The sequence below is a fragment of the Cryobacterium sandaracinum genome (genome assembly GCF_004403415.1).
GTDB classification, from domain to species: Bacteria; Actinomycetota; Actinomycetes; order Actinomycetales; family Microbacteriaceae; genus Cryobacterium; species Cryobacterium sandaracinum.
On sequence record NZ_SOGO01000029.1, the window covers coordinates 1 to 13,278 of the forward strand.

Genomic DNA, 13,278 nt, shown 5'->3' on the forward strand with positions numbered 1-13,278 from the left:
CGGGCGGCGCAGCGCCGCCCGGGCCGGCGATCTCGGCGCAGCTCGGCGCAGCGCCGCCCGGCCGGCGATCTCGGCGCAGCTCGGCTCAGCGCGGCTCAGCGCGGCGTCGGGCGGTTGGCGCTCACGACCTGGCTGCGCTCGGTGAGCTCGACGACGCGCTGCGTGCCGTCGTCGAGGGTGACCTCCACCTCGAAGGCGTGGTCGAGCGCTCTGCTGCGGCGGAAGTCCGTCACGGTGCCACTGCCGATCTCGGCCAGGGCCGCCTGGCCGGCAGTCGTGCGGTCGACGCTTGCGAGTTCCGCAGCGGTCAGCACGCGGGGTTCGGCCACGGATGCCGCGTCGCCGCTCCAGCTGGGTGCGCTCACCCACACGACGGTGAAGGTCTCATCGAGCTGAACCGCGACCTCGACGCCGTTCGGAAGTCGGGTGTCGACCGTGTAGGACTCGGAGGACTCGGAAAGCGCGTGAGACTCGGCGGGGCCGCGCTGGGCATCCGTCACCGTGGCTGGCCCGACCTCGGTCAGGGCCGCGCGACTCGCACGCGCCAGCTCGGTGTCGGTCAGGGTGGTCTCGTCGTTGCCGAGACCCGTGGCGGCCGCGATTCCGGCGGCACCGGCACCCACGGCGACCGTGGCGGCCACCGCAGCCGCGATCCAGGTTGACTGTCGGATTCCGGGCACCCTGATTGCATTCACACCCCCAGTCTGGGGGACTCCGGGCGGCTTGGATGCCACCGTTCCTGCCGCCGCGCCCTCCACCGTGCCAATTTGCCTTAGTGGCTAAACTAAATGCATTCGACGAAGGTGTGACTCATGTCCGGCTCCTCTCCCACCCCGGCTCGCGATGACTCCACGGGCATCTGATGGGCAGCATCCTCGTCACCGGTGCCTCCGGAACCGTCGGCCGGGCCGTGGCCGCGGCGCTCGCGTCCACCGGCGAGAGCGTCATCTCCGCGGTGCGGAACCCGGCCGGCTCCGAATTCGCCCTGGACCCGCCGGCCGGCACACCCCGTGCCTTCGATTTCTCCGACCCGACCGGGTGGGCCGGCGCCTTCGCCGGAGTCGACCGGCTGTTCCTGCTGCGCCCGCCCGCGATCGCGAACGTGGCGGACACCCTGATCCCGGTGATCGACACGGCGCTGGCGCACGGCATCCGCCAGATCGTCTTTCTCTCCCTGCAGGGTGTTCAGTTCAACCCGGCCACTCCCCACCACGCCGTGGAGAAGCACCTGCGGCGTCGGCGGGCCCCGTACACGTTTTTGAGACCGAACTTCTTCATGCAGAATTTGTCGACCGTGTACCGTGACGGCATCCGGGAGCGCGGCGAGATCTATCTTCCGGCGGCCAGGGCGCGCACCGCATTCGTCGACGCCCGTGACATCGGGCGCGTCGCCGCGCGGGTGTTCACCGAGCCGGGGCACCTCGGCAGTGCCTACACGCTGTCGGGCGAGCAGTCGCTGGATTACTACCAGGTGGCGGACATCCTCTCGGAGGTGCTCGGGTGGCGCATCGTTTATGCGCGGCCGAGCGTCGACGACTACCTCGCCCGGTTGGCCGAGCAAGGCGCAGAGGCCGACTTCATCGCCGTGCAGAAGATGATCTACCGGGTGGTGCGCCTGGGGGTTTCCGCGTGCCCGAACCGGGTGATCCGGCGGCTCTCGGGCGATCCGGCAACCACCTTCCGGCAGTTCGCCACAGACCACCGCGACGTCTGGTCGTAGGCCGCACCGGTACCCGCATCGGCACCGGCATCGCGCGCGAACCCGGTGCGCCAGTCGCCACGCCGTCGACACCCCCCTTCGGGGACTGCGTGCTCCCCGTCCCCAGTCGCTAGATTCGAGTCAGCAAAGGGGATTGCGATGACGGTGGACAGTGCCACGATGCAGGAGAGCCTCGCGGCGCTGTCAGTCACCGAGCAGCTGCTGCGGGTTCAGGGGAGCGTGCCCCGACGGTCGCGGTTCGCGGGGTTCTTCGGTCTATCCCCGCACGGCGCTGACAGCATGTCCTGGTATCTCGGGGCCAAAGGAGAGATTGTGGTGGGCTCCATCCTGGCGACGCTGCCACCCGAGTGGACGGCGTTGCGCGCCGTGCCCGTCGGCTCCGCGACCGCCGAGATCGACCACCTCGTGGTCGGACCCGGCGGAATCTTCACGATCACCACGAAGCACCACCCGAGCAATGACATCCGTGTCGCTCGGGACACGCTGCGGGTCGACGGCGAGTCCGTGCCGTATTTGCACAACGCCGCATCCGAGGCCGAGCGCGTCACGAGCCTGGTGCGAGAACGGATGCCGCTGGTCGCGCCCGTGCAGCCCGTGATCGTGTTCGTAGACCCTCGGCTGCTCACCATCGAGCAGAAGCCCGAGCAGGTCAAAGTGCTCGACGCGGACGAACTGCGCCGATGGCTGGTCAGGCTCCACCCCGTGCTGTCGGCCGGTGAGGTGCAGGAGGTGGCGGACCTTCTCGACAGCCCGCACGTGTGGCACGTGCTGCCCGACACCACCACCGATGATGTGCGCGAGCGGTTCACGGCGCTCGATACGCGGGTGCGATCGGCCGGCATCCGACGGATGCTGTGGGTCCTGTTCGCCGCGGCGGGCGCCATCGCGGCCGGTTACGTCGTGTTCCGGCTCATCGAAGCCGCGCTCGCGACGGCCTGAGCCGGAACGACGCTCCCGAAGCGGGGGCCTACTCGGGCAGGCGGCGGCGGACCTCGTCCGTCAGCGCGTCGAGCGCGGTGCAGATGGCCACCAGAGACTCCTCCACCCCGCGGGGTGTCGCGGCATCCTCTTTGATCGTGTTGATGTGGGTTTCAAGCAGCCCGAGCTGAGTTTGCACGACCCTCATGTTGTTTACCATCCGACCATCGTAGGTGGCCGGTTCGGGCCCGTCCCCAGAGGGAGTGCCACCCGTTGGGGTGAGCCGTTACAATCCATGGTGGGGGACCAGAAAAGATGACGTTGGAAAGTACCAGAATGCGCCAGCGCTTCGCGGCCCAATTCATGATCGAAAAGCTGCTGCGCGAGCAGAGCGGCACTCCTCCACGAACCCTGTGGGCCCGGTTTCTGGGGCGTTCCCCGCTCGGCGTGAACTGTGAAGGCTGGTACCTGGGCGCCCAGGGCGAGATCGTGGTCGGCGAAAAGTTGGCGACGTTGTCGCCGGAGTGGGCGGTCTTCCACGCGCTGCCGATCGGCGGACACGGCTGGGACATCGACCACGTGCTGGTGGGCCCCGGCGGCGTCATCACCATCAATACCAAACAGCACCGCCGCCAGCGCGTGCTCGTGGAGGAACGCAGCGTTCTGGTGGACAGCCGGCCGGTGCCCTACCTGCGTCACGCGAAATTCGAGGCGGAACGGGTCACGACGCTGCTGGAAGACCGCCGTCCGCTCCCGATTCCCGTGATTCCCCTGGTCGTCCTCGTCGGTGCGCGCAGCATCGACGTGCGGTCAGCGCCGGTGCCGGTGACGGTTCTCGATGCCGCCGAGCTCGTTCCGTGGTTGACGTCCCTGCCGATCGTGCTGGGCCCGGCGGATCGTCTGCGCGTCATTGAACTGATCGACGACCCCGACATGTGGATCGATGTGCCGCTGGGTTCCGGCGAGGGCCTGATCGAAAGCTTCTCTCGGCTCGACTCGGAGGTGCGCGCCGCCGCTCTGCAGCGCATGGTGCTGTTGCCGCTCGAGCTGGCGGTGGCAGCGGTGGCCGCCTTCATCGTGCTGAACTCGGCGATGACGTTGGTCGTGGGGATACTCGCGTCCCCGTGAACCCCCGCGACAGACCCCGTGAGACCATCGGAAAACACATGATTTCGGGCTCCCTACACCCTGAACCTTAACGCTCGGGGTCATTCTCACAGGCGACAGGCGTACCCTCGGCACACAGCCTCTCACGAAGGCTGGAAGGGGAGTCAGTGGTGTACATCCGCGTGGAGACCAGCGTCGCGGTGCAACAACTCGCTAACGGTCTGCACGATGCGGGCCGTGATCGTCCTTGGGTTGTGGTGTCGTCGCCGTTCGGCACCAGCCTGCCCGAAATCGGAATCGACCAACTCGCCGGCCAGGTCGGCGACGTCGCGCGCGTCTTCCTGATCGAGACGGGCGAGCTCACCCGCCAGCTCGGCGATCTGCTCCCGGCCCAGTTCCAGGTCTACGGCAGCGCCGGCCGTTCCTTCCCCGTCGGTGACGCGTTCGCCGACCTGGCCCGTTCCCGGCTTCGGTTCACGCACGGCGACCCGCAACACGCCACCGATCAGCTGGTGACGGATGCCCTCGCCCACGCGCATCAGGCCGGCCTCTTCGCGCTCGCCCCGGCATCCGTCATCACCGTGGACGGCACCGTCAAGGGGTTCATGCTGGGCGGTTCCCGGGCCCTGGTCGAACTCGACGGCGGCGGCATGGCCACCGTCTGGCAGGAGCTGACCTACCCGCCGGTACCCCTCGACTGGACTTTGCAGACCGGTCAGCGCATCCAGGGCGCGCTCGACGCACCCACCCATCGTCTCAATGTCGAAATCAAGCCGCCCTCCGTGGCCACGATCGCGAAGCGCTACCCGCACGGCAGCATCACGCTCGCTCTGGTGCAGAAGGTCAGTGCGCAGCGGGCGGTTCTGGCCCTGCATCCGCACCTGGCGCTCACGATCACCCGGGCCGATATCTCGGCCAACTCGCTTGACAAGGTCGATGCCCTACTCTCCGAGGGTGACGTCGTGGCGGCCCGGGTCATCCACCTGCCGAGCGGTGCCCTGCACCTGTGCCTGAGCGACGTCGACGACGACGAAACCGTTCTGCCGTCGCTGTGTGCCGTGCGGAATGGACCTCCCTGGCTGCAGGAAAATCGTCCGCTGCTGCCTCAGGTCGAGGAAGACGCAGGCGCCGCCGCAGTGGTCGAACTCGACAGCCAGTCCGCGCTCGTGGGTGCCTCCGCATCGGCCCGCCGCGCCGCGGGGGTCGCCCGTATCGGCATTTCCGGTGGTGCCGGGGTCTTCGATGCGGCCGGCGTCTCCGGGGTCACTGTCCTGATCACAGCAGGCCCGACATCGGACCGCCTTCACCCGCGCCCATCGCCGGGGCCGGGCCGCGTGCACGCCCTGCGTCCGGTTACAACGGGGGCCACCCCGTTCCGGGTCACGCCCACGCCCATTCCCGCGCCACACTCCGCGCTGCAATCGACCCAGCTGTCCCTCGCCGAGGCGAAGTCCCGCATCGTGCGTCTCGAGAACCAGCTTTCCGAGGCCGGCGCCACCGATTCCGACCTCGCCAAACTGCGCGAGCAGGCCCGCTCCGCACAGTTGCAACTGCGCGATGCCCTCGTCGAACTCGCCACCCTGCGCCACACGGTCGCGGAGCTGCGCGACGACCAGCGGGCCCAACGACGGATGCTGCGCGAATCCCGCCGCACCGTCCCCACCCACTCCGCGGTCAGCGAATACGAGTCGCGGCGAGCCGCCTGGGAGGAACCCTCCGGCTGGGTGCGGCATGAGATCCTCCTCGCCTGGGTCGACCGGGTTCCGGAATCGGACCGCGAGGAATGGAAGCTGCCGCACAGTTACGTGCTGGGGGAGCGGTTCACCGAATCTCTCGCCGGGCTCGACGACGGCCAGCTGGCCAAGGCGTTCAAGGCATCCGTCGACGTGCTCACCGGCCGGGTGAAGACCCTCAAGGGGCGGCACCTGCACGCGCTGCGCCAAGGCGCAGGGCCGGCCGACCCGCACCTGCTGCGCTGGGACGGCGCCCGCTGCATGCGCGTCTCGATCGAGCAGAACACCCCCGCCGCGCGCCGAATGCACTTCTGGCAGCTCCCGGATGGCGGCATCGAGCTGGGCCGCATCGTCACCCACGACGACATGGAAGCCTAGGCCTCGACCGGGACGGACTGCATCCAGCCCCTCGTCCGGACGGATTCCTACCCGTTGGTGCACGGGGGTCACGGCGTCACCGGCACTCTGCCGACAGTGTTGGATGACGTCATTGAGGCCGACGCGGGTCAACCCGCAGCAGGGGTCGACCCGCAGCGTGAGTCGACCGCAGCGTGGTTCGACCGCAGCAGGGAGCCCCGAGCCGGCCTAACCCAGCGCCGCCAGCGCCGACCCGTATTTCGCCGCGAGCCTCTTCTGCGCGCTCGCGTCCAACTGTTCCACCCGCCAGGGCTCCAGGTTGTCGGCGATGTCGGCGCGCTTCACGGCGAGAGCGATCGGGTTGGCGCGAATGCCGGCGTAGTAGTCGGCGTCGCTGACGGCATCCGTTCTGGTGAGCACCGTGACGGCCTCGACCACACCGCCAGGGATGCCCGCTTTGAGCAGGTCGTGGCGGGTGATGTTCGAGTCTTCGAGCACATCGTGCAGCCAGGCGGTGGCCTGCTCGAGGGGATCGTTGAGGCGCTCGGAAACGCGACGGGGATGGTCGATGTAGGCGGTGCCGAGCTTGTCGACCTGGCCCAAATGTGCGGTTGTGGCGATTGTTTTTGCCGCGGCGACGTAGGTATCGCCTGTGGTGACCGTCATGGAGACCCCCCTCTCAGCACTACAACAGAGCAGTGTGAGCGGCTCCGCCCACGACTGCAACGTTAGCCCGGGCCTTCGCCCGTTGCTAGGAGTTCGGCGCCGGGAAAGCGCGCCTCGGCATCCGTCACCCCGAGTCTGTGCCGGACGCACCCCTCGATTTGGGGGGCCCTCGAGCGGCGAAAGTTTTAGCCTCGCCGGTTGCGCGCCGAACCTGGCTGATAGGTTTCTCTCAGGTGACCGATTGGTCGCTGGAGAGACGGTCACCTTCACGTCAATCGCAAGGGCACACCCGTCGTGAGGCGGGGTCGCAAAGGCACGGAACCCTCGGGTCAGCCGGCCTACCGAATGAAAAGGAACCGCCCCAGATGAACCTCACCTCCCTCGAGGCCGACACCAGATGCGGCCGTTCAGCCTCGTCTCTGTCGTCTCGTGGCGCGGTGGACACACCTCCGTTTTGTCGTCCCCATGGGTAGGCGCACGACTGCAACGGTGGAAGCCGGGCGAGATTAGGGATCTCGTCCTGATCTGGCAGTGCGATCGGGAATCGATTCGGGTTCGGTTCCCGATCGCATGCTTGTTTCACTCCCTGGCACGGCCCGCGCTGAGAAGCCCGGCTCGCCGAACCGAGAACGACTGACTCACCCGGGAACACCACTCTCAAGGACTGCACCGACGCGGGCACTGAACCGCACATATGCAGAATCAAGGACCGGTAACAGAACCCGCCGCCGAGCACCTCCGTGCACGCCGGGCCCCTCCCGGTCAACCGGGCCTCTTCGCCGCTCCGATCGCCGAGGCTGGAAGGTTGTGGCGGCCCCCCGCTGACCCGGCGGGTCACCGCGCCCAGGCTCGTGCTCGGACTGTTCAACCTGCGCTGCTGCTGCGCTGGTGCTGCCGGTGCTGCCGGTGCTGCTGCGCTGCTGCGCTGCTGCGCGGGTGCTGCGCCGCTGCGCTGCTGCGCGGGTGCTGCGCCGCTGCGCCCGTGGCGCGCCTCCAGCGCAGCGGCGTAAACCCCGCGCGGGGTTCCGACGCCGCCCGTGAGCCGCCCATCGGCATCCGTCGTGAGCGGAGCCGGTGCGTTCGTGGCTAACTCAGGAGATGCGGGCGGATGCTGCCCGGCAGCCCCGGAAACGCGGGAAAGTTTCGGCCGCGGTGGCGGTTTCTCCTGAGTTGGCCACACTCGCGCGGGCGGCTGTGGACTGGTGCCCGAGAATCGGGCGACGACGGATGCCGCCGAACCGGTTCCCGAATACGGCCGACCGGTGGTTACAGGGCCGGCTTCGTCACAGAGTTGCTCTGCAACGTGACGGCGGTCTGGGCCAGCAACCGGCCGGTGATCGACGCGCCGGTCTTCATCGCGATCATGGTCTTGCTCAGGATCGTGCCCTCGAAGTGCGCGGTGGTGCCGACCGAGACTGAACCGGCGGTCTGCCAGTACGCGTTCTTGGTCTGCACTCCGCCGAGCAGGGTCACGTTCTTGGCCGAGGCCTGGTCGATGTTGCCGGCGATCTGGGACACGAAGACGTCGTCCGGGCCGCCGGTGAGGCGCACATCACTGGAGATGGTCACGTCGGTGTTCCACTTGTAGAGGCCGGGCTCGAGCGTGAGACCGCCGAATTCGCCGGCACCCAGGTCGATGAAGTCAGGGTTCGTGCGCCCAGCCGCGTCGGAATAGGCGATTTCCATGTCACCGACGGATGTCCTCAGGAAGCTCGGGTCCGTCACCGTGCACGGCGGACCGGCGGCGTCGACAGTGAAAATGGTGCCGGTCACGACCTCAGGGCAGGTCAGCAGCACCGCGGCGCCGGTGAACGGGCTGGCCCCGACGTTGCCGTTGACTGCGGATGCGTAGACGTTCGTCACGCCGGTCTTCGACAGGATCGCGAAGGAGTCCGCCGTGCCGAGCTCGACCGGACTCTGGGGGAGTGAGCCGGCGACGGCCGCTCCGCCCAGTCCGGCGCCGCCGACGCCGACCACGGCGACGACGACAAGCAGTGCCAGAACCCGCTTCCGGGCCGTGGATGCGCGGGCTAGGGAAGTGCCGACGGATGATTCGTAGAAGTGGAACATGGTGGTACTACCTGTCGCCAGTCCCGCACGATGCGGGTCTGGGACAGGGCCACTGTGGGAGCGGTCCCCGACGCTACACGTCGGGTTTCTTCGCGCCGGCAGGGCCTATCAGGGCCGACTTCACCCCGAATAGAGCCCCCGGTTCCACGGCAAGCGGGCGTCCTCCACGCACACCATCGCACGCCCCACGGGACCGCTTCCAACGAATCGAATCTGTCTGAATCCGAGACTAGGGGCAGTTTTCACGCACTCCGCCAACAGGGGTTCCGGCCTCCTGAACTTCACCCAATCGTTGCCTACACGCCATCACCTCCGGCTTCGATGCGCTCCTCGAAGGTGAAGCCGCGCTTCTCCTTCTTGCGCACATCCGTCACGTAGCGACCGAGGTTCGCGCTCATCGCGGCGACCTCACCCGACGCGGCAGCGAAGGTCATGGAGCTGGCGGAGTCGAAGCCGAGTGCGGCCCCGGTGAGCACGGCGTCCTGGTTGGCGCCGAGGAACACGAAGTCCCAGCTGTACGATTCGGTCTGCCGGTTGATCAGCGCGCGCACGGCATCCGCGGAGTATTCGCTGCTCGAGTTCTCGCCGCCGTCGGTCACGACCACGACCTGCACGGTGCCGGGACGCGCGTGCTCGGGCAGCACCCGCAGCGTCTCGCCGAACTCCGTGACGGCGATGCCGATCGCATCGTGCAGCGCCGTCATGCCGCGCGGGTCGAGCTCGACGGTGATATCGCTCGGGTCGGCGAGGGTGTGGGTGTGCTCGATTTCGTCGTCGAAGGTCACGATATCCACGGTGAGCAGGCCCGGCTCGGCGGCCTGTGCGGCAAGCATCGCGGTCAGGCCGCCGACCATGTCGTCACGGATGCCGGACATCGAGCCGCTCCGGTCGATCACGAGAAGCAGAGCGGTGTAGTTGGGATCAGTCATCTGTACCTCCTGGTTGAGGCTCCCTCGTGGGGAGTACTTCAGAGTCTCAGGAGCCACTGACAGTGCCCGCGGTGGTGCGGCAGTGGTGCGGCGGTGGTGCCGGCGGCGGTGCGGTGCGGCGGTGGTGCGGTGCGGCTCTGGTCATCCGCTTGCGAGCTCGACACCTTCGGTCGAGTGCGACAGGTCTGCGGGCCGAACTCGACCGGAACTGTCGTTCTCCGCGAGTCCGCAGGCCTGCGGAGCCTGGCAAGCACGGATGCCCGACGTCGAACCAATTCGACGGAGATTCTGGCGAAAATGCGGCTTTCCGGTGTGTTTGGGATGGATTTTGGCAAAATCTCCGTCGAATTCGTTCGGGGCGCGGTTCAACGAGCCGGAGACACTTTCGGGGGGAGTAGGTTGCCATCACGTGGCACAATCCACGCGGCCACGCGGCCGTAGGGCCGCAGAGCCGTAGGGCCGTAGAGCCGCAGGGCCGTAGATCACCGGGTCGCAGAACTCACAGAGGGGTGGAAGAACAATGCTCGAGAGCAGTGTGGTGTGGTTCAACGAGATCGGACTGGGTGACATTCCGCAGGTCGGCGGCAAGAACGCGTCGCTGGGCGAGATGGTCCGTGCCCTCAGCGACGATGGCGTGAAGGTGCCCGACGGATTCGCGACGACGGCGAACGCCTATCGCGCGTTCATCGCGGCGAACGGGATCGAGCCGGCACTGCGGCGCCAGCTCGACCTGTTCCACGACGGCCGCGCCTCGCTGCGCGTCACGGGCGAGGCCCTGCGCGAACTGTTCCTGGGGGGTGAGTTTCCCGCGGACATTGCCGACGGCATCCGTGCCTCGTATCGGGAACTGTCGGAGAAGGCCGGGCATCCGAACCTGCCCGTGGCCGTGCGCAGCAGCGCCACCGCCGAAGACCTGCCCGACGCCAGCTTCGCCGGTCAGCAGGAGACGTTCCTCAACGTGACGGGCGAGCGCGATCTGCTCGACGCCTGCCGCCGCTGCTACGCCTCGCTCTTCACCGACCGGGCGATCAGTTACCGCGAGGTCAAGAAATTCGACCACCTCGAGGTGGCGCTCTCGATCGGCGTGCAACAGATGATCCGAGCCGACGTCGGCGGCTCCGGGGTGATGTTCTCCATCGACACCGACACCGGCTTTCCGGGCGTGACCGTGATCAGCGCCGCCTGGGGGCTCGGCGAAACGGTGGTGCAGGGCACGGTCAATCCCGACAAATATCTGGTGTTCAAGGCGCTGCTCGACCAGCCCGACTGCACGCCCATCATTGAGAAAACTCTCGGCGAGAAGGCCCGCAAGATGGTCTACGCCAAGGGCGGCAGCGCCCGCACCCGCACCATCGACACCCCCGATCGGGAGCGACAGGCGTTCGTGCTGACCGACGCGGAGATCGTGAAACTGGGCCGTTGGGCCGTGATCGTCGAGAACCACTACGGCCGGCCGATGGACATGGAATGGGCCAAAGACGGCCTGACCCGCGAACTGTTCCTGGTGCAGGCGCGCCCGGAGACCGTGCACTCGCAGGCGAGCGGCACCCGGTTCACGGTGAGCACCCGGACCGAGACGGGGCCGCTGCTGGTGACCGGGGTCGCGATCGGCGACAGCATCGCGAGCGGCGTGGCCTGCGTGATCAAGGACCCCGCCGACATCGAGAAGTTCGTCGACGGCGCCATCCTGGTCACCGAGATGACCGATCCGGACTGGGTGCCGATCATGACCCGCGCGGCCGGCATCGTCACCGACCACGGCGGTCCCACCAGCCACGCCGCGATCGTCAGCCGCGAGCTGGGCGTGCCGGCCGTCGTCGGCACCGGGATCGCCACCGATACGCTCACGGATGGCCAGATGATCACGATCTCCTGCGCCGAGGGCGACGAGGGCTACGTTTTCGAGGGCAAGCTGGCTTTCGAAACCGAGGAGATCGACCTTGGCACCGTGCCGAAAACCCGCACCAAGGTCATGGTCAATATCGCCAGCCCGGCCGCCGCCTTCGAGTGGTGGCGGTTGCCTGCCGACGGCGTGGGGCTGGCCCGGATGGAATTCATCATCAACAACCTGATCAAGATCCACCCGATGGCGCTCGTTCACCCGGAGCGGGTCACCGACCGGGCCGCCATCCGTCAGATCGAGGAGCTCACCCGGGGATATATGGACCCGAAGGAATACTTCGTGCAAACGCTCGCACTCGGTATCGCGAAGCTGACCGCGCCGTATCATCCTGACCCCGTGATCGTGCGGATGAGCGATTTCAAGACCAACGAATATGCGCACCTGATCGGCGGGTCGGTCTTCGAGCACTCGGAGGAGAACCCGATGCTCGGCTTCCGTGGCGCCTCCCGCTACTATGACGAGCGCTACCGGGAGGGCTTCGCACTCGAGTGCCGGGCGATCAAGCAGGTGCGGGAGAAGATCGGCTTCGACAACGTGATCGTGATGGTGCCGTTCTGCCGCACCGTGACCGAGGCCGACCGTGTGCTCGCGGTGATGGCGGAGAACGGGCTGGTGCGCGGCGAGTCCGGGCTACAGATCTACATGATGTGTGAGATTCCGGCCAATGTGATCCTGGCGGAGCGTTTCGCCACCCGGTTCGACGGCTTCTCGATCGGCTCCAACGACCTTACCCAGCTGGTGCTGGGCGTCGACCGCGACGCCGAGGACCTCGCCGCCCTCTTCGACGAACGCGATGACGCCGTGAAGCAGATGATCCGCGAGGCCATTCAGAAGGCCCACGCCGCCGGGATCAAGATCGGCATTTGCGGGCAGGCGCCGAGCAACTACCCCGACTTCGCGGCCTTTCTGGTGGAGGAGGGCATCGACTCCATCTCGCTCAACCCGGACAGCTTCCTCAAAACGGTGGGCCGAATCGCGCAGGCGGAGCGGGACCACGACACGGCGTAGGAGGGATGCGCCGGACTAGGGACACGCCGTCGGAGGGGCGCGGCGGCAGAGGGCGCTTCGTCGCGGGGGAGAGGCGGCAGCAGAAGACGGATGCCGGTGCGTGGCATCCGTCTTCGTGTGACGTGTTCGGTGTGGTTAGCGCTCGGCCTCGTCGAAGTCGTCGAGCACGGCCTGCTCGTATGCGGCCTCGGCGGCTTCCGCCTTCTCACGGGCGTCGGCGACGCGCACGCTGATCTCGTGCTCGGATGTGCGCAATCGTGCGGCCGCCCGCGGGCTGGCCGTGTCGAGCAGGTCCTCGAGGGTGTCGGGGTCGAGGTGCACGGCAGCCAGCGCGTCGACTTCGGACCGGGCGACGGCGGCCGTGCTCCGAAGGATGCGAAGCCTCGATTCCTGCGCGAACTTCCGCGAGAGGCGGTCGGTGGCCTCCGCGGGGGTCCGTTCGACGGGAACCATGCTCTGCTCGGACCCGTTCTGGTTGGTGTTGTACCGCTCGGCCCCGCCGCCGCTTTCCGTGTTGCTCATCGTGTCTCCTTTTTTCCGCTGGCAGCCTAGCGCGGCAGGTGTCTGCGGCAAATGGGAGCGGCGGGCGGGGCCTGCGGGGTGCGTGTTGGCGTCGGCGGGGCCACTCCCTCGTGACACTCGACCGCACGTGTCGGTTTCGGCGCCGGAGACCCGCTGCTGCGCTGAGAGTCGCCGTTGCTGCCCAGCGTCGCCGGTAGAGCGGCGTCATTGGGCAGAAACGGCGACGCTGGGCGGTTCGCGGACGAGACGGCCGACCGATTGATCGGAACGCGGCCCGAGGAGACGGCCTGAGCAGACCGCCCGCGCCGCCCGCCCGCGCCGCCCGCCCGGCCGCGCCGCCCGCCC

General features: G+C 67.9%; 11 protein-coding genes and 1 riboswitch. Of the genes, 5 read left to right on the forward strand and 6 right to left on the reverse strand.

The annotated features are described in order from the left end of the window. Positions 1-95: 95 nt before the first annotated feature. Positions 96-695 carry a PepSY domain-containing protein gene (locus E3T25_RS09885; protein ID WP_134373983.1) on the reverse strand — a complete coding sequence of 200 codons (600 nt, stop codon included), beginning with the start codon at positions 693-695 and terminating at the stop codon, positions 96-98. 167 nt (positions 696-862) lie between these two features. Between E3T25_RS09885 and E3T25_RS09890 the strand changes: the two genes are divergently transcribed. Beyond that, positions 863-1,720, forward strand: coding sequence for an SDR family oxidoreductase (locus E3T25_RS09890; RefSeq protein WP_134373985.1), 858 nt, complete (start codon positions 863-865; stop codon positions 1,718-1,720). A 138-nt stretch (positions 1,721-1,858) separates the two neighbouring features. Further along, positions 1,859-2,659: a nuclease-related domain-containing protein gene (locus tag E3T25_RS09895; protein WP_134373987.1), complete on the forward strand. Its 801-nt coding sequence runs from the start codon at positions 1,859-1,861 to the stop codon at positions 2,657-2,659. A gap of 28 nt (positions 2,660-2,687) precedes the next feature. Here the strand turns inward: E3T25_RS09895 and E3T25_RS16765 are convergent, their stop codons facing one another. Beyond that, positions 2,688-2,858, reverse strand: a complete 171-nt coding sequence (locus tag E3T25_RS16765) for a hypothetical protein (RefSeq protein WP_158250194.1) — start codon at positions 2,856-2,858, stop codon at positions 2,688-2,690. A gap of 116 nt (positions 2,859-2,974) precedes the next feature. Between E3T25_RS16765 and E3T25_RS09900 the strand changes: the two genes are divergently transcribed. Beyond that, positions 2,975-3,766, forward strand: a complete 792-nt coding sequence (locus E3T25_RS09900) for a nuclease-related domain-containing protein (RefSeq protein ID WP_166785983.1) — start codon at positions 2,975-2,977, stop codon at positions 3,764-3,766. A 146-nt stretch (positions 3,767-3,912) separates the two neighbouring features. After that, a complete protein-coding gene (locus E3T25_RS09905) occupies positions 3,913-5,856 on the forward strand; it encodes a hypothetical protein (protein WP_134373991.1) in 1,944 nt (647 codons plus the stop codon). Positions 5,857-6,063: 207 nt separating this feature from the next. Here E3T25_RS09905 and E3T25_RS09910 read toward each other — a convergent pair whose 3' ends face one another. From E3T25_RS09910 to E3T25_RS09920, 3 genes are all read right to left on the reverse strand, one after another. Further along, a complete protein-coding gene (locus E3T25_RS09910; protein WP_104099353.1) occupies positions 6,064-6,501 on the reverse strand; it encodes a phosphohydrolase in 438 nt (145 codons plus the stop codon). A gap of 272 nt (positions 6,502-6,773) precedes the next feature. Further along, positions 6,774-6,847: riboswitch (cyclic di-GMP riboswitch) on the forward strand. 920 nt (positions 6,848-7,767) lie between these two features. Next, entirely contained in the window at positions 7,768-8,571 is an 804-nt protein-coding gene (locus tag E3T25_RS09915) for an ice-binding family protein (protein ID WP_134373993.1), read from the reverse strand. A 296-nt stretch (positions 8,572-8,867) separates the two neighbouring features. Continuing rightward, positions 8,868-9,500 carry a vWA domain-containing protein gene (locus E3T25_RS09920; protein WP_104099355.1) on the reverse strand — a complete coding sequence of 211 codons (633 nt, stop codon included), beginning with the start codon at positions 9,498-9,500 and terminating at the stop codon, positions 8,868-8,870. A 520-nt stretch (positions 9,501-10,020) separates the two neighbouring features. On the opposite strand from E3T25_RS09920, the gene ppsA reads away from it, so the two are divergent. Next, complete coding sequence (gene ppsA / locus E3T25_RS09925) at positions 10,021-12,411, forward strand: phosphoenolpyruvate synthase (protein ID WP_134373995.1); 2,391 nt, start codon at positions 10,021-10,023, stop codon at positions 12,409-12,411. Between the two features lie 135 nt (positions 12,412-12,546). Here ppsA and E3T25_RS09930 read toward each other — a convergent pair whose 3' ends face one another. Continuing rightward, positions 12,547-12,933, reverse strand: coding sequence for a hypothetical protein (locus tag E3T25_RS09930; protein ID WP_134373997.1), 387 nt, complete (start codon positions 12,931-12,933; stop codon positions 12,547-12,549). Positions 12,934-13,278: the final 345 nt, after the last annotated feature.

Excerpts from the sequence above, each read along its gene's own strand:
- E3T25_RS09900 (WP_166785983.1), top strand. The coding sequence starts at position 2,975 with ATGCGCCAGCGCTTCGCGGCCCAATTCATGATCGAAAAGCTGCTGCGC.
- E3T25_RS09920 (WP_104099355.1), bottom strand. The coding sequence starts at position 9,500 with ATGACTGATCCCAACTACACCGCTCTGCTTCTCGTGATCGACCGGAGC.
- E3T25_RS09930 (WP_134373997.1), bottom strand. The coding sequence starts at position 12,933 with ATGAGCAACACGGAAAGCGGCGGCGGGGCCGAGCGGTACAACACCAAC.
- E3T25_RS09915 (WP_134373993.1), bottom strand. The coding sequence starts at position 8,571 with ATGTTCCACTTCTACGAATCATCCGTCGGCACTTCCCTAGCCCGCGCA.
- E3T25_RS09910 (WP_104099353.1), bottom strand. The coding sequence starts at position 6,501 with ATGACGGTCACCACAGGCGATACCTACGTCGCCGCGGCAAAAACAATC.
- E3T25_RS09895 (WP_134373987.1), top strand. The coding sequence starts at position 1,859 with ATGACGGTGGACAGTGCCACGATGCAGGAGAGCCTCGCGGCGCTGTCA.
- E3T25_RS16765 (WP_158250194.1), bottom strand. The coding sequence starts at position 2,858 with ATGGTAAACAACATGAGGGTCGTGCAAACTCAGCTCGGGCTGCTTGAA.
- ppsA (WP_134373995.1), top strand. The coding sequence starts at position 10,021 with ATGCTCGAGAGCAGTGTGGTGTGGTTCAACGAGATCGGACTGGGTGAC.
- E3T25_RS09890 (WP_134373985.1), top strand. The coding sequence starts at position 863 with ATGGGCAGCATCCTCGTCACCGGTGCCTCCGGAACCGTCGGCCGGGCC.